Genomic DNA, 18,244 nt, shown 5'->3' on the forward strand with positions numbered 1-18,244 from the left:
GTAATTGGGGGATGCGATGACATCAGGCGAAACGGGCGTCTTGGAGCAATTTTCACTATGCAAGGCAGAGGTGCTTCTGCCTGCATCAACTCAAAGCGCCTATGCGTGCTTTCTGGAGAAAATCGACGCCTGGTGGCCCGCAGAGTACAGGTTCGCACCTGAGGGTGTACTCGGCATCGAGCCACTGGTGAGCGGTTCGTGCTTTGAAGATGTGGAAGACGGCAGACGCCTGCATTGGGGCACCATTCAGGAGCTGGAGGAGGGCAGCAAGATTGTCCTTGCCTGGCAGATCTCTCCAAAGCGCCTGCTGATTGAAGACCCGCAAAAAGCTGGCATCGTCACAATTCAGTTTTCAGATGTTGAGGGTGGAACGCAGCTCAAACTGGTGCATAGTCATTTCGAGCGCTACGGAGACGGCTGGCGGGAATACCTGCGTGCCATGAACTCCAGCGCTGGATGGGCCTACTGCCTGAACAAGCTGAAAACTGCCATCGTGAAACTCTAAGGCGTATCATCGAGAAGTGGACGCTGGATTTCAGATTAAGAGACGCATTTAGGAGCCTTCATGAAGCTCAAATTTCGTTGCCTGCCAGAACTTCACGGACATATTCCTGAGCCGGTAGAAGCAAAGGCATCACTGCCTGACTGGTTGAAAGACATCCCTTCAACGGCTGAAAGTGAGTTGCTGGGCAACGAACAGGTGCGCACGCTCAAACACTGCCCACCAATCATCGATGGTTTTTCAACGGGCATCCTCTTCAAGCTGCCCTGTGATGTGACGATGAAAGGCGGCGAGTTCTCATGGCACTGGCCAAAGCCAGTCTCGCCTAAGGCACAACAAACCCGATCACCCATCGGCCTGCATGTGCCAGAGCAGGCAACCGGTGCTCCGCTGGGCACGAATCCGGGTGATTTTATCATCAAGCTTAACAACTTCTGGAGCATTGAGGCCCCTGAAGGCATCTCACTGCTCTTCACCCATCCGCTTAATCGCGAAGAGTTGCCGTTCAGAACACTGGCAGGTGTGGTGGATTGTGACCGCTTCAAAGGCGGCTTCGTTCATTTTCCAGTGCTTTGGAAAGACCCGAAGTTCGAAGGCACGCTAAAAGCAGGCACCCCGATCGCGCAAGCTTTCCCATTCAAGCGAGAGGCGTTGGAGCTGGATTGCGCTCCGATGGATGAAGCCGAATTCGAAACCCATCTGGACACACAAGGCAAATTACAGGCAGAACTGGGCCACTACCGCAAATCTGTCCGTGCCAAACGGACTGTCGAGGCTTAAGAGGCCAGTCAACGACCGTCTTATGGAAGCATGGCTTTCGAGTTCAATGGCACGCGCCCGAAGGATCCTTGGCTCATAATTTTCAGCAATTCAGGACGCACAGGCGGATTGTTGGTAAACAACCGGCGCAACATGTTGATGCCTTCATCATTGCCCTGCATTTGCATGGCTTCTGCTGCACCAAGAATATTCTCAGCATCATTCTCCAGCTCGGCCCGCTTTTGGAAGGCTTGCAGGGCGAGATCCGGAACCTCCATGTGCAAGGCGATGCGAGCAAGGTTCAGCAAACCATCGCTGTCATCAGGGTAGGCGGCGGTGAATTCGGCAAAGTCATTGAGCGCTGAGGCAAAATCCTCCATGTCCAGACAAGCCGCAGCCCGTTCAAACATCGCGCCTTTGTGTTGTGGGTTGAGGTCCAGTGTCTTCTCGAAATTCTCAAGAGCCTGCACATTGTTGCCCGCACGGCGGCGCACAAGGCCAAGGTTGTACCAAAGGCTCGGGTTGGTCTCATCCTCCTCCAGCATGAGAAGAATGTACTTTTCCGCTACCGCCCAATCCTCCTGTGCAATCGCAGCTTCCAGCTTTTCGAGAATCTCTTCCATCGTTCGCCCTTCGTTACACCCCACAAAAGCGGTCCAATCATAGAAGCCGAACACCGCTCGCAAGACCTATTTAAAGACGCAGGCCATTTAAATACAATTACCAAAGGTAAGAGGGGGAGGACACTGCACTTCAATTGAGCACTACAGCGTATCTCCGAAAAGTGGAAACCGGTTTTCGGATAAAGATACGCAAAAACAAAGACTAAAGCAGTTCAGGTGTTTTAACTTAAATGCGAACTGCTTTAGACGCCAAACATGATGGTTGCATGACGTCTGCACTGGCGCAAATGAAGGTTTGCCGATTAATTATTATTCCTCAGCTTCTCTTCTGCTTGATTTGTTAAACCTGCTAAATATATAACCGCAGCAACTCGTCGATACGATCTCAGCGGATAAACATTGTTTGCCCTTGGGCGCAGGCCCTCTAAGATCCTTGGTTTCGCTACGTCTTTGACAATCTCCAGTTGGGAAAACTGAAGAAATGAGGTGCCGCCGTCGCGAGAATGTCATGCTGGCCCTGTTAAATTCTCGGCCAGTCTTGAAAGAAAAACAACGTAAACGCACAGCGGCGTTTAGAGAGTGGCACGTATGTCCCTGGATACCGACAAGGAAGAAAAGCAGGCCAATCAGGAGCCGTTGAGATTAGGTCTCAACCGGCGTGCGGTTTATCGCAAACCCGTTGATGTGCGCTGGATCCTTCTGGCATCTGCCGGCATTTTTGCTCTTTTCTCCATTGCCTTCGACGTACCCGTCTGGGCCTCGTTCTTCGCATACGCCCTCATTTTTGTTCTGGTCATCGGCGGCGGTATGAAAAGCCGCACCAAGGTCAAAGCACCAAGCGGTGTCAGCCGCAAGGAAGCCAGCGAGATCGTCGACCGCGGCATGAAGTCCGCCGTCAATGCTCTGCCGGACCCATGCTTTGTCGTCGATTATCGTGGCACCACCCAATACGTGAACCTCGCCGCACAGCGCCGCTTCGGCACCATTGCAGTTGGCGATCCTCTATCCTTCCGTATCCGCGCACCATCGCTGCTGGAAGCGCTGGACCGTGTCTCCAACGGCGGCTCCACAGAGGTCATCGACTGGACCGAGAAAGTACCGATGGAACTCTGGCTGGAAGCGCACATCGCCCCGCTCTGGTCCGTCTCCAGCGGAAACCTCGCCGTCCCACGCGGACGCCCGGGTCTCATTCTCGTTGTCATTCGCGACCTGACCGAAGCCCGTCGTCTTGAACGGATGCGGGCTGACTTTGTCGCCAACGCCTCCCACGAGCTGCGCACCCCGCTGGCATCACTGACAGGCTTCATTGAAACTCTGCAGGGCCCAGCCAAGGGCGACCCGAAGGCACAGGACCAGTTCCTCGGTATTATGCTGGATCAGGCAGAGCGCATGCGCCGCCTCATTGACGATCTTCTGTCTCTGTCCCGCATTGAGATGAAGGTGCACGTTCAGCCGGAAACCCTCGTGGATCTCAGCCTGATCATGCGCCACTCCGTGGAAACATTGCTCCCGGTTGCGAAAGAATCGGGTGTTGAGGTGAATGTGAATGTGCCTGAGGAGCCTGCCGAGATTCGCGGTGAGAAAGACGAACTCGTACAGGTCTTCAGCAATCTCATCGAAAACGCGCTGAAATACGGTTCCAGCGGGGGCCGAGTCGATGTCACATGCCGTCTGGACCCTGATTCTACTGAGACACCACATTGGATTGCAGAGGTCCGCGACTTCGGTCCGGGCATTGATCCTGAGCACCTGCCGCGGTTAACCGAGCGTTTCTATCGGGTTGACGTTGTCACCTCCCGTCAGATGAAGGGAACAGGTCTTGGTCTGGCCATCGTAAAACACATTCTGACAAGGCACAGAGCTCGCCTGGAAATTGAGAGCAAACCAGATGAAGGCGCTTGCTTCCGTGTGTTCATACCCGGCGCTGTTATTTATGACGAAAATGAACTCGATTAAAATAATATAACAAAATCAAACGCTTGTAATGTCATAAAACTGATACGCAACGTTCATATAACCATCACAGCCAAACGCTAGGTTACAGCCAGCTCGCAGCCGGGGCGCTGTGAGGTGAACGTAGTTAAACAGTTTTTTAAAACCAAGACTCCCAGGAGACTTCAGGTGAAAATCAAGGCATTCGCAAGCGTTGCAGCGCTCGCTCTCGCAGGTACCATTGCTGCTGGTTCCGCACAGGCTCGTGACCAGATCCAGATCGTTGGTTCTTCCACTGTTTTCCCATTTGCGACAGCAGTTGCTGAGCAGTTTGGTCAGAAGACAAACTTCAAAACACCAGTTGTTGAATCCACTGGTTCAGGCGGCGGCATCAAGCTCTTCTGTGAAGGCGTTGGCGAAAACACTCCTGACATCACCAATGCTTCCCGCCGCATGAAAGGCAAGGAGCTGGTTAAGTGTAATGAGGCTGGCGTAACTCCAGTAGAAGTTACCGTTGGTTTCGACGGCATCGTTCTTGCGAACTCCAAGGCTGGCACTCAGCTGGACCTGACACTGGCTCAGATCTTCCTCGCTCTTGCGAAAGAAGTTCCGGTCGACGGCAAACTGGTTGCAAACCCATACCAGACTTGGTCCGACATCGATCCTTCCCTTCCTAACTCGAAGATCGAAGTGCTTGGCCCTCCACCAACATCCGGTACCCGTGATGCATTTGCCGAGTTGGCAATGCAGGGCGGCTGTAAAATGGTGCCAGGTGCTGCTGACCTCGGTCTGAAGAAAAAAGCGTGTCACGAAGTCCGTGAAGATGGCGCGTATATCGAAGCTGGTGAGAACGACAACCTGATCGTTCAGAAGCTTGATGCGAACCCGAATGCACTCGGCATCTTCGGTTTCTCCTTCCTTGATCAGAACGCTGACAAGATCCAGGGCGCAAACATCGCAGGCGTTGCACCAACATTTGATGCAATTGCTGCAGGCGACTACCCAGTGTCCCGCTCTTTGTACTTCTACATCAAGAAAGAGCACGTTGGCGTAATCCCAGGTATCGCTGAATACCTCGGTGAGTTCACCAATGAAGACACTTGGGGTGACGAAGGTTACCTGGCTGACAAAGGTCTGATCCCGATGCCAGCAGCTGACCGTGCAGCAGTTTCCAAATCTGCATCAGCGCTGACACCACTTGCATTCTAATTGCAAACGCTAAGAGGGCGGTCAGCATGTCCAGCTGACCGCTTTCCTGCATCCTCCAAAAATTAAAGCCAGATAAGGCGAAACAACAAATGTTCTGGACTTACGCTGCCCTTCTTCTACTGGTCTTCGTAACCGCGAATGTCTACGGGCGTTTCCGGGCGATGCAGGTTGCTGGTCATCAGCTCTCTGCACTGCATTCCCGTCCAAGCTACCATGGTGGATACCTGGCCATTCTGGCCGCTCTTCCAGCATTTGTCCTTTTGATTGCATGGGCAGTCGTTGAGCCGCGCTTGCTTGATACAATGGTGATCAGCGCAAAGGCCGAGATTGTCGAAGGGCTGTCCAAAGCAGAACTTCAGGCATTTCTGCGGGACGCACGCGCCATCGCATTTGGCGGCATCGTGGCCTTCTCTGATGCCGGCAAAGAGCAGGCGGCAGAAGTGTTCAGCTCGCTCGCACAAACATCATTCATTCTTAAAACAACGCTGATCATCGCCCTGGTTGCTGGTGGTCTGTGGTACGGCAATCGCACCATCACACCGACAATGCGAGCCCGTCATTTTGTAGAGCGCACCGTCATGGGATTGCTGATCCTGTGCTCCGCTGTCGCGATCTTCACCACCATCGGCATCATTCTCTCGCTTATCTTCGAAAGCTTGATGTTCTTCCGCCAGATCCCAATTCTGGATTTCGTCTTCGGCACTCACTGGAGCCCGCAAAGCGCCTTTGAAGGGGCAGGGGCCGAGCACGGCGAAGCCAATACTGAAATCTTCGGTGCAATCCCGCTTCTGGTTGGCACCATGCTGATCACAGCAATTGCTATTTTCGTAGCCGCGCCCGTTGGTCTGCTCTCAGCAATTTACCTCTCCGATTATGCAAGCACGCCAGTGCGTGCCATTGCAAAGCCGGTTCTTGAAATTCTGGCTGGCATTCCAACCGTGGTCTACGGCTTCTTCGCGGCGCTGACTGTGGCACCCTTTATCCGTGGCTGGGGCGAAAGCATCGGCCTGTCAGTCAGTTCAGAATCTGCGCTGGCAGCTGGCCTTGTCATGGGCATTATGATCATTCCGTTCGTCTCCTCCCTTTCTGACGATGTGATCAACGCGGTGCCGCAGTCACTGCGCGATGGCTCTGCCGGTCTTGGTGCCACCAAGTCGGAAACAATCCGCCGGGTTGTTCTGCCAGCCGCTCTTCCGGGCATCGTGTCCGCTCTGATCCTCGCCATCTCCCGCGCCATTGGTGAAACCATGATCGTGGTGATGGCTGCAGGGCTTGCCGCAAACATAACGGCAAACCCGCTGGAGGCTGTAACAACCGTGACCGTGCAAATCGTCACCTTGCTGGTCGGTGACCAGGAATTCGACAGCGCGAAAACACTCGCTGCATTTGCACTTGGTCTTCTCCTCTTCTGCATCACACTTGCTCTGAACATCTTCGCTCTGCGCGTCGTGAAGAAATATAGGGAACAGTATGATTGATATCGCTCAGGACATTGCCGGTTCTGCCATTGGCGGGCGTGTCAAAGGCATTCCTTCCGGCGTCCATACGACAGACGAAGCTCGCAAGCGCCTGAAAAAGCGCTACAGCATGGAAGCGCGCTTCAAGGCTTACGGCATGGGTGCCATCGCACTGGCCGCAACATTTCTGGTTCTGTTGCTCTTCACAATTGTCGGCTCAGGCTTGCCTGCCTTCACTTACAACTACGTAAGTGTACCGCTCAATCTGAGCGCAGAAAAGGTCGATCCTGCCAATCCGGCGGGCGCAAGCTACAACAAGATCATTCGCGACGGACTGAAGGCTGAATTGCCATTCGCTTCTGACCGGAAAAACCGCCGTGTGCTCTATTCTCTGGTGTCCTCCGGTGCCAATGTCACGCTGCAAAAGCAAGCAATAGCCGATCCATCCATGCTGGGTGAGACTGGCCCGGTTGCGATCCCGCTCTCTGATTTTGCCGATCTTTATGTCAAGGGCCTGATCACAAAGAAAACCGAGATCGCCACCTCAAGCGCAGCAACAGTTTCCGGCACGGACGGTCAGGTGACCATCAGTGCGCAGAAGCCTGAGTTTGAGCAGATCCTTGCGGCGTTGAAGACCTATTATGATCGTGAAATCGAACTGCTGACAGGCAAGATCGAAGCGCGTGGCCGATCAGAAATCAGCGTGAAAACCAAGATCGCAGGCTTGGAGACCCGCTTGGCCAATGAGAAAGATCCTCTTGTTGCACAGCGCCTGACCTCTGAGGTCGAAGGTAACAAAGCTGCTCTGGTCAAGATCATGAGCGCTCTGGAGAAACAAAAAGCTGAGCTGGTTACTCTGCATGGCCATCTTGCCAACATTGGCACGGGCGGCACACTCAACGCCAACATGCCAAGCTTCTTCGTAGAGGTGAACGGCGGAACCATTAAAGCAGAAAAGGTAACACCGACCAGCGTCACCGGAACAGCCTTTATTCCGCTGTCTACGGATGCTGCCGTGCCTGCTGGCCAGTGGGGCATTGAAGAGCTGGAAACGCCAGAATCTTTCCGCAAATTCTCAGATAAAGAGATCGCCTACACCGACTATCTGGTCTCCAAAGGCACAGTTGCAAACGAGTGGAACTCTATCTTCTTCAAGTCCGGCGCAAGCCGTGAACCGGAGATGGCAGGCATTTGGGGCGCAGCCGTTGGTTCCTTCTGGACCATGCTCGTCACACTGTCCCTCTCGTTCCCAATTGGTGTGTCCGCTGCAATCTATCTGGAAGAGTTCGCACCAAAGAACCGCTGGACACATCTGATTGAGGTGAACATCAACAACTTGGCTGCCGTGCCGTCCATTGTGTTTGGTTTGCTTGGTCTGGCGGTGTTCCTCAACGTCTTCGGTCTGCCGAGATCGGCGCCGGTCGTCGGCGGTATGGTGCTGGCGCTCATGACCCTGCCAACCATCATCATCGCCTCCCGTGCAGCGCTTCAGGCCGTGCCACCAAGCATCCGCGAAGCCGCACTCGGCGTCGGGGCGTCCCGCTTGCAGGCTGTGTTCCATCATGTGCTGCCACTGGCAATGCCGGGCATCCTGACCGGAACCATCATCGGCATGGCGCAGGCCCTGGGTGAGACCGCACCACTTCTCATGATCGGTATGGTGGCCTTCATTGTAGACATCCCGGCAAGTCCGGTTGATCCCTCTACTGTGCTGCCCGTGCAGATCTTCATGTGGGCAGACTTCCCGGAGCCTGCCTTCCAGCAGAAAACCTCTGCCGCGATCATGGTGCTGCTCGGCTTCCTGATCTCGATGAATGCAATCGCAATCGTCCTTCGTAAACGTTTTGAGCGCCGCTGGTGATTTGAAAGGCAAGATCATGGCATTGGAAATGACCACAGACACCGAGAGTGCAATGGATACAACAATGAGCGCCCCTCCAGCCGTTTCAGCTGAAGGCGAAACACTCAAGATGCGTGGCCGCGATGTAAAAGTGTTTTACGGCGACAAGCAGGCCCTTCATGGTGTTGATCTGGATGTCCGCAAAAATCAGGTGACCGCGCTGATCGGCCCGTCCGGTTGCGGCAAGTCCACCTTCCTGCGCTGCCTGAACCGCATGAACGACACCATCGATATCTGTCGCGTGCAAGGAGACATTCTCCTGGACAATGACGATGTCTACGACCCGCGCATTGATGTGGTGGAACTGCGGGCCCGTGTTGGCATGGTGTTCCAGAAGCCCAACCCGTTCCCGAAATCAATCTTCGAGAACGTGGCCTACGGCCCACGCATCCACGGTCTGGCACAAGGCAAGTCAGATCTGGAAGATATCGTCGCAAGTTCCCTGCAGCGTGCAGGTTTGTTTGAAGAAGTGAAAGACCGTCTGGACGAGCCAGGCACAGGCCTTTCCGGTGGTCAGCAGCAGCGCTTGTGCATCGCGCGCGCAATCGCTGTGTCTCCGGAAGTGATCCTGATGGATGAGCCATGTTCTGCGCTCGACCCGATTGCCACCGCGAAAGTGGAAGAGCTGATGGACGAACTGCGCCAGAACTACACCATCGTCATCGTAACCCATTCCATGCAGCAGGCCGCACGTGTATCCCAGCGCACCGCGTTCTTCCATCTGGGTAATCTGGTGGAAGAGGGGCTGACCAACGACATCTTCACCAACCCAAAAGACCAGCGCACGCAGGATTACATCACAGGCCGTTTTGGTTAAAAATAAAAGAGCGATACTCTAAGGAGATATCCGATGAAAGATCATATTGTCTCTTCCTTCAATGAAGAGCTGAAAGAACTGGCTGGACGTGTCGTTGAAATGGGCGGACTGGCAGAAACCCTTGTTCACGACGCTGTCACCGCACTGCTGAGACAGGACCGCGAACTGGCAACCCGCACCATCGCCGCCGATCAGCGACTGGACAACATGCAGGCCGAGCTGGAAGAGCTGTGCATCTCCGTGATCGCACGCCGCCAGCCAATGGCAAGCGATTTGCGCGACATCATCGCCGCCATGCGCATCTCCAACGACCTGGAGCGCGTTGGCGACATGGCCAAGAACATCGGCAAGCGAACACTGGCGATTGAATCTGAGTTCAACAACAAGCAGCTCGCTGTGGGTGTTGAGCACATGTCTGATCTGGCACTTGAACAGCTCAAAGCCGTTCTGGACGCCTACACCTCTGGTGACCTTGAAGTTGTCCAGCGCGTACATGTTCGCGATGACGAAGTGGATGCGCTTTACACCAGCCTGTTCCGTCAGCTGCTCACCTACATGATGGAAGACCCGCGCTCCATCACCATGTGCGCACACCTGTTGTTCTGCGCAAAGAATATTGAGCGCATCGGTGATCATGCAACCAATATCGCAGAAAACATCTACTACATGATCTCCGGAAGCCACCTTCCAACAGATCGTCCAAAGACGGACGAACTGGCGCAGAGTACAACCGTGTAGACCGAATTCACTTATAACGAGCAGAACACACGCAATTGCTTTATAAGAGAAGGTGCAAAGAGAGCACTTTAATATGCCTAAGATACTGATTGTAGAAGACGAAGAACCGTTAAGCCTGCTGCTGCGCTATAACCTTGAAGCAGAGGGCTACACTGTTGACGTGTGCGCAAGAGGAGATGAGGCGGAAGTCCTGCTGCAGGAAAGCCAGCCGGACCTCCTGCTGCTGGACTGGATGCTTCCGGGCCTCTCTGGCATCGAGCTCTGCCGTCGTTTGCGGGCACGCTCAGAAACCGAGCGCATGCCGATTATCATGCTCACAGCGCGCGGCGAAGAATCCGAGCGCATCCGCGGTCTGGCAACCGGGGCCGACGATTACGTCGTCAAACCGTTCTCCGTTCCGGAACTTATGGCCCGTGTTCGTGCGATCTTCCGCCGTGCATTGCCAGAAGTTGTTTCCACAATGCTTAAGTCTGGCGACATCGAGCTCGACCGCGAAACCCACCGCGTGCGCAGAACAGGCCGCGAAATACACCTCGGCCCCACAGAATACCGCCTGCTGGAGTTCCTCATGAGCGCACCGGGCCGCGTTTACTCCCGTGAACAGCTGTTGGACGGTGTCTGGGGCCATGATGTTTACGTAGATGAGCGCACCGTGGACGTCCACGTAGGCCGCCTGCGCAAAGCCATCAACAAAGGACGCATGAAAGACCCGATCCGCACCGTTCGCGGTGCCGGATACGCTTTCAACGACCAGTTCGCTGTTGGGTAATTGATCTCTGCTATATGCGCATTGTGAAACTGCATCTCCCTTCCAGAGGTGCAGACCAAAAACAATGCGGATAACAAATGATAATCAAGACGGTTGATCGAGCGACCGCTCATATCTACGACAATCTCTGTCAGGCCTATGAGGCAGAGTTCTCACCTCTCACACACAAACATCCAAATGCGGATGGAGTGTTTGCCAAAGACACGCTCCTTGAAGGCAACATCACCGGCTATCTGGCTTTAAATGATGATATCCCCGCCGGGTTAGCTGCAATCAAGCGGCAAGATCATCACGACTTTGAAGTCTGCGAGTTTTACGTGGTGCCAGTGTTCCGCAGACATAAACTGGGACAGCGTTTTGCCGCTGCGTTGTTTGATCAAATGCCCGGTCACTGGCAGATCAAGCAGATTGAAGGCGCTGATCAGGCCATTGCCTTTTGGCGTTCCGTTATCAACACCTACACCTCAGGTCAGTTTTTGGAAGAAAACTATACGGACCCATATTGGGGTGCCGTCACCCGCCAAACCTTTAAAACACACTAGTTCTCAGGCCAGAGCGACAAGCGCCAGATCAGAACGGCAGCCAAACAGCAAAAAGCCGGGCTTTAGACCCGGCTCAATACGTTGCTTTTTCAGCTCAGATTAGCTTGCGCGGCGGTTGCGGCGGTCGCTGACGGGCTGATAGGCAATGCTGCGGTGATGCGCACAATAAGGTGTGCCTGCATCTGACTGGCGCCCACAGAAATAGAAGTCGTCAGAACTCGGATCACCAATCGGCCACTTACAGGTGCGCTCATTCAAAGTCAGGATGGAGGCGCGCTCTGAAACCGGAATAAAGAGATCGGAGGTTGGGACTGGAGAAATTTCTGGTTGTATAGCTTCAATCGGTTCAACTTTAAGGGCGTTGGCACCGGCTATCGTTGGTTGAATTTGTCGAGGACTTGGAGAAGGCGCAACAGCTGCAATCGCTTCAGCCACTGTTGGTTTGGTTGAGGTGACGACCCTTGCCGCTGGGGCAGGTGCCTTTCTCGTTTTGGTTGCACCACCTCCCGATTTGGCGCGACCTGAAAGACCAAGGCGATGAACCTTACCAATCACCGCATTACGGGTCACATTGCCAAGTTCCCCCGCGATTTGACTGGCGCTTAACCCGTCTGCCCAAAGTTTGGTTAGTAACTCTACACGTTCTGCTGTCCAGCTCATTAAAGGGCCCCGTCTTCCTTCAGTGGCGCGCAAAACAGCATTCGCTCAGTTCGGACGCATCCGAAAGTGCCGCTTACCTGAGCGTGTGTGCTTGCAGCGTTCAGTAACTACGAGATGGTGTATAACTCTTGTCACACAGTACTATATGGGCGTTGATGCGAGCAATAACCTCAAAGAATTGAGGTGGGGAAGACTCTGGTTTTCCCCAGAATTGCCGTACTACTACTTACCTATAACAGCCTTCTTGTGGTGGGAGAAGATTATCAATCTAAAGAATAGGAGCTGTTTGTTAAACCAAGTTCCACCGCATTCTTTCCAACACAAAGTAAGAGCTGATAGCGTTACCCCGTTGATATTTAATACATATATTTACCACTGAAAAACAACTAGTAAAAAACACTAGTAAACTACAAATTGCATAACACAAGAACTAAGCGCACTCCTCTCTCATATGCCGTAGTACACGCTAGAGGTGTATTGAATAAACCTTAAGAACCGTGGAAAAAAACTGGTCATAGAGCATGGGATTTAATCTCTACTCTATCCTCTAAAAATGCCACAATGCATGCTTCTTCCGGTAGTAGCCTGTTTAAGCTGCACCAGAGGGAGAGACACAAGGCTGGCAGCCAATTCCTGAACGGGAGTAAGGTATTGCTGGCAATACGTGTTATTGACTGCCCTGAGGGAACCCGGTTTATATGTCGCTTCTCTTAGTTTCAAAACGCCACACGGCGTTTTTTTGTTTTTGTAGCAACCAGGACTTTTGAGCATATCGAGAAAGCTCAATCCATGAGGAGTAAGAAATGACGACTTCGTCGCTAATGCAGACTTATGCACGCTCAGACCTCGCGTTCGAGCGTGGGGAAGGTGTCTGGCTGATTGCGGCTGATGGTCGACGATACATGGATTGTGCCTCGGGTATTGCCGTCTCCGGCTTGGGTCATGCACACCCAAAGCTCGTTGAGGCGCTGAAGTCTCAGGCTGAAAAGCTGTGGCACGTCACCAATCTCTATACAATTCCAGAGGGTGAGAAGCTTGCAAAGCTGCTGACAGACAACACCTTTGCTGATGTTGTGTTCTTCACCAACTCCGGGACGGAAGCAACCGAAGGGGCCATGAAGGCCGCACGGCGCTATCACTTTGCCAAGGGCAACCCGGAAAAGAACCGCATCATCACCTTTGAAAATGCGTTCCACGGCAGAACCATGGCAGCGCTCGCCGCTGGTGGCCAGCAAAAGTACCTCGAAGGCTTCGGCCCTGCGCCAGAAGGGTTCGATCAGGTGCCCGCTGGTGATCTGGACGCGGTTAAAAAGATGGTTGGACCGGAAACTGCTGCCATCATGCTGGAGCCGGTTCAGGGTGAAGGTGGTATCCGCACCATGGACCCGGCCTTCCTGAAAGGTCTGCGCCAGATCTGTGATGAGAATGACTTGTTGCTGATCTACGATGAGATCCAGACAGGCGTTGGCAGAACCGGCAAACTCTTTGCCCATGAGTGGGCAGGCGTTGCACCGGATCTGATGGCGATTGCAAAAGGCATCGGTGGCGGCTTCCCAATGGGGGCGTTCCTCGCAACCAATGAAGCGGCCAGCGGCATGGTTCCGGGCGTTCACGGCACCACATTCGGCGGCAACCCGCTGGCGATGGCTGTTGGGAATGCTGTCCTGGAAACGGTTCTGGAACCGGGTTTTCTGGAAGCTGTGCAGGAAAAAGGCTTGCAGCTGAAGCAGAAGCTGGCCTGCGCTGTTGATCAGCACAGTGATGTGTTTGAGCTGGTGCGTGGTGAAGGCCTGATGCTTGGCTTGAAGTGCAAAGTGCCGAACACGCAAGTTCTGGCACACATGCGCAACAACGGCCTGCTGCCAGTTGGTGCCGGAGACAACGTGCTCCGTATTATGCCGCCAATGATCATTACCGCTGAAGAAATTGACATGCTCGTCCAAAAAATCGAAGCCGCTGCTGCGGATGTGGAAACCGAGCTGAAAACTGCCGAGACTGCCAAATGACCACTATGACAAAACCACAGCACTTTCTCGATATCAGTGATTTTTCCGGTGATGACCTTCGCCAGATTATGCAAGTCTCTAATCAGATCAAAGCCACCCGCAATGGTGTTCATCGCGGGCAGGGGCCGTTGGCAGGCAAAGTGCTCGCCATGGTCTTTGAGCAGCCTTCCACCAGAACCCGCATCTCCTTTGATGTTGGCATGCGGGAACTTGGCGGCGAAACCCTGATGCTGACAGGCGCAGAGATGCAGCTTGGCCGCGGCGAGTCTATTCCAGATACCGCTCGCGTATTGTCCCGCTTCGTGGACATGATCATGATCCGTATGCTGGACCATGATGCTGTGAGAGAACTGGCAGAGTACGCTACCGTGCCGGTCATCAACGGCCTGACTAAGGTTTCGCATCCTTGTCAGATCATGGCCGACATCATGACATTCGAAGAACACCGCGGAAGCATTAAGGGTAAAACCGTTTCCTGGGTGGGCGATAGCAACAACGTTCTTTACTCTTGGATCGAAGCGGCAGCAAAGTTTGACTTCAAAATTAACGTCGCCGCACCAAATGAACTGACAGTACCTCTTGAATGGATCGAAAAGGCCTATACATCCGGTGCTGAACTCGTCGTGACAGATGACCCGTTTGCTGCTGTGAAAAACAGTGATTGTGTTATCACCGATTGCTGGGTGTCCATGGGAGATGACGAAGCACAAACGCGTCATAACCTGCTGGCTCCTTATCAGGTCAATGAACGCCTGATGAGCGAAGCCAACGATTCATCTTTGTTTATGCACTGCCTGCCTGCGCATCGTGGGGAAGAAGTGACAAATGAGGTAATCGACGGCCCGCATTCTGTGGTATTCGACGAGGCAGAAAACCGACTCCACGCCCAAAAAGGCATTATGGCGTGGTGCATGGGTGCTTTGCCTGAAGGATAAAGCATATCGCTGAAAAGTGGTTTTCCGGTTTTCAGACAAAGATATGTGCAAGGATAAAAGAATAAGATGACAAATACACCTGCTCAACCGACCGCCGCTGGCGTTGACGCTGTTGTTCCTTTTGCTGTTGAAGCATTGGACGTTCGCGGTCGGGTTATCAATATGGGGCCGGTGCTGAACTCTATGCTGGCGCGGCACAAGTACCCTGCGCCAGTCAACAAGCTGCTGTCAGAGGCAATTGTCCTGACAGCCATGCTTGGCAGTACCCTCAAATTCGAAGGTCGCCTGACCTTGCAAGCCCAGACCGACGGTGCAGTCTCCACGCTCGTTGTTGATTTCAACGCGCCTGACGGGCTTCGTGCTATGGCGCAGTTCAGCGAAGACAAAGTCGCCGAAGTTGCAGCCAAAGATGGTTTCAAACCGGACCACCTGCTCGGCAAAGGCCATCTGGCCTTCACCATTGATCAGGGAGCGCACACCAGTCGCTACCAGGGTATCGTGGTCCTGAACGGAACCACCTTGGAAGAAGCTGCGCATGAGTACTTCCAGAAGTCAGAACAGATCCCGACTTTCGTCCGTCTCGGCGTGGCTGAAGTGCTGACCAAAGCCGAAGAGGGTGGCGCTGATCACTCCTGGGCTGCTGGCGGCATCATGGTTCAGTTCCTGCCTCAGTCTCTGGATCGTCTCAAACAGGCCGACATCCATCCGGGCGATGCACCGGAAGGACATGAAGCTCATGAGATTGACGAAGATGACGCATGGGTCGAAGCGCGCTCGCTGGTCGAGACCGTAAAAGATGACGAGCTCATCGATCCAAGCCTGACTGTCGAAGGTCTTCTGTACCGCTTGTTCCACGAACGTGGTGCATCCGTCTTCTCCCCGCAGGAGATGGCAGACAAATGCACCTGTTCTGAAGAAAAGATCACTGCCATGATGCAGAACTTTTCTGAGACAGACAAAACCGAGATGAAAGCGGAAGGAACCGTCCACATCAAGTGCGACTTCTGCTCCAAGGATTATGAGCTGGACGCGAATAAGGTGTTCGAAGACTAAGGCGCGTTCCGCTTGGTTGGATTCAATCAAGCGACTAGAATTCGCTTAGGTAAAAAGTTGTGGCAGGCAGTGTGAATGAACATGACTGCTGCCTGACACAACAGCTCAGGAAAAGCGTAAAAAACGCAAACCAACGCACAAAAAAACGCTGCCAGAAAATCACTGGCAGCGTTTTTTTTTAACTCATTGATATTGAATGAGAACCTTAACTAAACGCGGTCGAAGATCGAGCCCATACGTGGGCTGAACAACCGGTCGTAGGTTTTTAGGAGCATCATGTCGGTCATGCTGGCAACGTAATCACAGACGATCCGTGAACCAGCTTCAGCCTCAACGAAGTCAGCATAAACATCTTCCGGTAAGAACGCCTTGGGCTCACTCATAAGCGTCTCAAAGACAGCCACCACCATAGTCTGCCCTTTGAACTCAAGATGCTGAACGTTTGGTGCCTGAATAACCCGTTCAAACACAAAGTCTTTCAGCGCATCCAGCACCTGGGCATGCCCCTCTGGCAGAACAGCCTTGTACTTCAAAAGTGGTTCGCTGAAAGCCTCCTGCGCCTTGATCTGAACAGCCACAATGAAGAAGTGAACCAGTTTTCCGATGAACTGCTTTCGCCGATTAGCATTGCCGAACAGCCCGCCAATCATTTGCTCGTAGGCATTGCCAGAATATTTCTCCGGATTGCTCTCGATCAGATCATCCAAAAATGCCGCGCAAACGTCTGCAGAGATATCCTCCCGGAACTGCTCTTCCCGAACCAGCCCCAAAGCAATCGCATCTTCAAAGTCATGGACCCCATAGGCAATGTCATCAGCTAGATCCATGATGGAACAATCCCATGATTTAAAACGAGATTTCCCGTGCTTACCATCCTTGCGCGTAAAGCTGCAAAACAGTGAGCGATCCCGCTCAGAGAGTGGTGCCAGCGCCCAGTCGACAATCTCTTGTTCCCCATCCATAAAACACTTGGGCGGAGCAGAGCGCTTCCGGTCAATCAGGCTCACAGTCGAGGTATTGGGGTTAAGCCGCGGGGATAACTCAGGATTGTGGACCTTTGAGAACGCCACCGGATACTTCATCATGCCAAGCAATGCCCGCCGCGTCAGATCAGCCCCATGCTTCTCCGACATCTTCTCCAGCTTTGAAACAATGCGCAGGGTCTGGCCATTGCCTTCATAGCCACCAGCATCGCGCATGCAGTAATTCAGCGCCACCTCACCCCCATGCCCGAATGGCGGGTGGCCAATATCATGGCAATAACTAATTGTTTTTACGAGGCTTTCCTCAGGGATGTAATCGTAAGCCGGATGATCCTTGAAGAACGCCCGGAACTGACGTGTGATGCCCGAAGCGATCTGTGCCACTTCCAGCGTATGTGTCAGGCGCGTGCGATAAAAGTCGCTATCACCCAGATTGAGGATCTGGGTTTTCCCCTGCAGGCGGCGAAAGGCATGAGAATGAACGATGCGGGCATAATCCACGTCATAGGGTGTCCGCGCATCATCCGACTTGGGAACCCAACCGCTTTGACGCGCCGTCCAAACAGCATCACTCACTTCAACCACTCCGCAATAAATCGAGCAAAAAAAAGCCCCGCACAACAAGGTGCAGGGCAAAATACTATCAGGAAATCAGCGACTTAAAGAACTCTGCGCTCTCTCCGGCAGATTGTTCAATATTGCCTTTCCAGGTCGCGGGAGAAGCACCGCGCGGGGCAAGGTCGTGGTTTCCATCCTCCAACCAGAAAAGCCGAACAAACTCAGGTAAATCAACAGCTTCCACCTCAGCCTGATGCCCCATCTGATCCCGGTCACCCTGCGCTATCAAGATAGGGCGAGTGGATTTCTGCAACGGCTCAAGCCGCCAGTCCGCCAGCTCTTTCTTCGCTTCTGTATGGAACGGATACCCAAGGCACACAACGCCCGCAATACGCTTCGGCAGGCTCTCTCCACCGGCCAGCATAGCTGCAACGCGCCCACCCATGGACTTACCCCCAATCAGGACAGGGCCTTGAGTTTGTTCAAGAATATCCTGCATAGCGCTCTGAAATTCGCCTATGAGTTTGTCCGCCCTCGGAGGAGGAGCCTTCTTGCCTGTCTCCCGGCGCCTCGCCATGTAAGCAAATTCAAACCGCGCAACAGCAATGCCATTCGCAGCCGCAGCTTCCGCAAACCGGTTCATAAAATTGGCATCCATCGGCGCACCCGCACCATGAGCCAACACAAGAGTGCCATGGCACTCACCTTCAGGACGTGTCCATAAAATCTCAGTCATGAAGCTATTTTAGCGCCTCTTTCACGACAAAAGTGACAGGAAATTTACTTGTCCCCGTCTTCAAT

General features: G+C 53.4%; 17 protein-coding genes. 13 read left to right on the forward strand and 4 right to left on the reverse strand.

Annotated features, from left to right (window positions below):
• Nucleotides 1-16: 16 nt before the first annotated feature.
• Together PsAD46_RS08600 and PsAD46_RS08605 are read left to right on the forward strand one after the other, a co-directional pair.
• Nucleotides 17-505: an SRPBCC family protein gene (locus PsAD46_RS08600; RefSeq protein WP_063306594.1), complete on the forward strand. Its 489-nt coding sequence runs from the start codon at nucleotides 17-19 to the stop codon at nucleotides 503-505.
• A gap of 60 nt (nucleotides 506-565) precedes the next feature.
• Entirely contained in the window at nucleotides 566-1,282 is a 717-nt protein-coding gene (locus PsAD46_RS08605) for a hypothetical protein (protein WP_063306595.1), read from the forward strand.
• Between the two features lie 20 nt (nucleotides 1,283-1,302).
• On the opposite strand, the gene PsAD46_RS08610 is transcribed toward PsAD46_RS08605, so the two are convergent.
• Entirely contained in the window at nucleotides 1,303-1,884 is a 582-nt protein-coding gene (locus PsAD46_RS08610) for a tetratricopeptide repeat protein (RefSeq protein WP_063306596.1), read from the reverse strand.
• A 588-nt stretch (nucleotides 1,885-2,472) separates the two neighbouring features.
• Here PsAD46_RS08610 and PsAD46_RS08615 point away from each other — a divergent pair.
• From PsAD46_RS08615 to PsAD46_RS08650, 8 genes are all read left to right on the forward strand, one after another.
• On the forward strand, nucleotides 2,473-3,840 hold the full coding sequence (locus tag PsAD46_RS08615; protein WP_063306597.1) for an ATP-binding protein: 1,368 nt from the start codon (nucleotides 2,473-2,475) through the stop codon (nucleotides 3,838-3,840).
• 165 nt (nucleotides 3,841-4,005) lie between these two features.
• Nucleotides 4,006-5,025, forward strand: coding sequence for a PstS family phosphate ABC transporter substrate-binding protein (locus PsAD46_RS08620; RefSeq protein ID WP_063295610.1), 1,020 nt, complete (start codon nucleotides 4,006-4,008; stop codon nucleotides 5,023-5,025).
• An 89-nt stretch (nucleotides 5,026-5,114) separates the two neighbouring features.
• Complete coding sequence (gene pstC, locus PsAD46_RS08625) at nucleotides 5,115-6,503, forward strand: phosphate ABC transporter permease subunit PstC (RefSeq protein ID WP_063306598.1); 1,389 nt, start codon at nucleotides 5,115-5,117, stop codon at nucleotides 6,501-6,503.
• Complete coding sequence (gene pstA, locus PsAD46_RS08630) at nucleotides 6,496-8,343, forward strand: phosphate ABC transporter permease PstA (RefSeq protein WP_063306599.1); 1,848 nt, start codon at nucleotides 6,496-6,498, stop codon at nucleotides 8,341-8,343. Before pstC ends, pstA begins: the two co-directional genes overlap by 8 nt.
• Nucleotides 8,344-8,395: 52 nt before the next feature.
• On the forward strand, nucleotides 8,396-9,199 hold the full coding sequence (pstB, locus tag PsAD46_RS08635) for a phosphate ABC transporter ATP-binding protein PstB (RefSeq protein ID WP_057465026.1): 804 nt from the start codon (nucleotides 8,396-8,398) through the stop codon (nucleotides 9,197-9,199).
• Nucleotides 9,200-9,232: 33 nt separating this feature from the next.
• A complete protein-coding gene (phoU, locus tag PsAD46_RS08640; RefSeq protein WP_057464916.1) occupies nucleotides 9,233-9,937 on the forward strand; it encodes a phosphate signaling complex protein PhoU in 705 nt (234 codons plus the stop codon).
• Between the two features lie 73 nt (nucleotides 9,938-10,010).
• Entirely contained in the window at nucleotides 10,011-10,706 is a 696-nt protein-coding gene (phoB, locus tag PsAD46_RS08645) for a phosphate regulon transcriptional regulator PhoB (RefSeq protein WP_063287300.1), read from the forward strand.
• Between the two features lie 77 nt (nucleotides 10,707-10,783).
• Nucleotides 10,784-11,248, forward strand: a complete 465-nt coding sequence (locus PsAD46_RS08650) for a GNAT family N-acetyltransferase (RefSeq protein ID WP_063306600.1) — start codon at nucleotides 10,784-10,786, stop codon at nucleotides 11,246-11,248.
• A gap of 99 nt (nucleotides 11,249-11,347) precedes the next feature.
• Here PsAD46_RS08650 and PsAD46_RS08655 read toward each other — a convergent pair whose 3' ends face one another.
• A complete protein-coding gene (locus tag PsAD46_RS08655) occupies nucleotides 11,348-11,908 on the reverse strand; it encodes a GcrA family cell cycle regulator (protein WP_057464919.1) in 561 nt (186 codons plus the stop codon).
• An 803-nt stretch (nucleotides 11,909-12,711) separates the two neighbouring features.
• On the opposite strand from PsAD46_RS08655, the gene PsAD46_RS08660 reads away from it, so the two are divergent.
• The 3 genes from PsAD46_RS08660 (at nucleotide 12,712) to PsAD46_RS08670 (ending at nucleotide 15,902) form a co-directional block, all read left to right on the forward strand.
• Nucleotides 12,712-13,914 (forward strand): aspartate aminotransferase family protein, encoded by a 1,203-nt coding sequence (locus PsAD46_RS08660; RefSeq protein WP_063293817.1) that lies wholly within the window; start codon nucleotides 12,712-12,714, stop codon nucleotides 13,912-13,914.
• A complete protein-coding gene (gene argF, locus PsAD46_RS08665; protein WP_057464921.1) occupies nucleotides 13,911-14,849 on the forward strand; it encodes an ornithine carbamoyltransferase in 939 nt (312 codons plus the stop codon). The genes PsAD46_RS08660 and argF overlap by 4 nt, the downstream gene beginning before the upstream one ends.
• Before the next feature lie 66 nt (nucleotides 14,850-14,915).
• The gene (locus tag PsAD46_RS08670; protein ID WP_063293818.1) at nucleotides 14,916-15,902 is read left to right on the forward strand and encodes an Hsp33 family molecular chaperone; all 987 of its coding nucleotides are present in this window, start codon (nucleotides 14,916-14,918) and stop codon (nucleotides 15,900-15,902) included.
• 209 nt (nucleotides 15,903-16,111) lie between these two features.
• On the opposite strand, the gene PsAD46_RS08675 is transcribed toward PsAD46_RS08670, so the two are convergent.
• Together PsAD46_RS08675 and PsAD46_RS08680 are read right to left on the reverse strand one after the other, a co-directional pair.
• The gene (locus PsAD46_RS08675) at nucleotides 16,112-17,461 is read right to left on the reverse strand and encodes an anti-phage deoxyguanosine triphosphatase (protein WP_063306653.1); all 1,350 of its coding nucleotides are present in this window, start codon (nucleotides 17,459-17,461) and stop codon (nucleotides 16,112-16,114) included.
• A gap of 67 nt (nucleotides 17,462-17,528) precedes the next feature.
• The gene (locus PsAD46_RS08680; protein ID WP_063306601.1) at nucleotides 17,529-18,179 is read right to left on the reverse strand and encodes an alpha/beta family hydrolase; all 651 of its coding nucleotides are present in this window, start codon (nucleotides 18,177-18,179) and stop codon (nucleotides 17,529-17,531) included.
• Nucleotides 18,180-18,244 lie beyond the last annotated feature (65 nt).

The sequence above is a fragment of the Pseudovibrio sp. Ad46 genome, assembly GCF_001623065.1.
Lineage (GTDB): Bacteria > Pseudomonadota > Alphaproteobacteria > Rhizobiales > Stappiaceae > Pseudovibrio.

Bases quoted from the DNA above. Each gene is read 5' to 3' on its own strand.
- PsAD46_RS08600 (WP_063306594.1), top strand. From the start codon at position 17: ATGACATCAGGCGAAACGGGCGTCTTGGAGCAATTTTCACTATGCAAG.
- PsAD46_RS08605 (WP_063306595.1), top strand. From the start codon at position 566: ATGAAGCTCAAATTTCGTTGCCTGCCAGAACTTCACGGACATATTCCT.
- PsAD46_RS08610 (WP_063306596.1), bottom strand. From the start codon at position 1,884: ATGGAAGAGATTCTCGAAAAGCTGGAAGCTGCGATTGCACAGGAGGAT.
- PsAD46_RS08615 (WP_063306597.1), top strand. From the start codon at position 2,473: ATGTCCCTGGATACCGACAAGGAAGAAAAGCAGGCCAATCAGGAGCCG.
- pstC (WP_063306598.1), top strand. From the start codon at position 5,115: ATGTTCTGGACTTACGCTGCCCTTCTTCTACTGGTCTTCGTAACCGCG.
- pstA (WP_063306599.1), top strand. From the start codon at position 6,496: ATGATTGATATCGCTCAGGACATTGCCGGTTCTGCCATTGGCGGGCGT.
- pstB (WP_057465026.1), top strand. From the start codon at position 8,396: ATGGATACAACAATGAGCGCCCCTCCAGCCGTTTCAGCTGAAGGCGAA.
- phoU (WP_057464916.1), top strand. From the start codon at position 9,233: ATGAAAGATCATATTGTCTCTTCCTTCAATGAAGAGCTGAAAGAACTG.
- phoB (WP_063287300.1), top strand. From the start codon at position 10,011: ATGCCTAAGATACTGATTGTAGAAGACGAAGAACCGTTAAGCCTGCTG.
- PsAD46_RS08650 (WP_063306600.1), top strand. From the start codon at position 10,784: ATGATAATCAAGACGGTTGATCGAGCGACCGCTCATATCTACGACAAT.
- PsAD46_RS08655 (WP_057464919.1), bottom strand. From the start codon at position 11,908: ATGAGCTGGACAGCAGAACGTGTAGAGTTACTAACCAAACTTTGGGCA.
- PsAD46_RS08660 (WP_063293817.1), top strand. From the start codon at position 12,712: ATGACGACTTCGTCGCTAATGCAGACTTATGCACGCTCAGACCTCGCG.
- argF (WP_057464921.1), top strand. From the start codon at position 13,911: ATGACCACTATGACAAAACCACAGCACTTTCTCGATATCAGTGATTTT.
- PsAD46_RS08670 (WP_063293818.1), top strand. From the start codon at position 14,916: ATGACAAATACACCTGCTCAACCGACCGCCGCTGGCGTTGACGCTGTT.
- PsAD46_RS08680 (WP_063306601.1), bottom strand. From the start codon at position 18,179: ATGACTGAGATTTTATGGACACGTCCTGAAGGTGAGTGCCATGGCACT.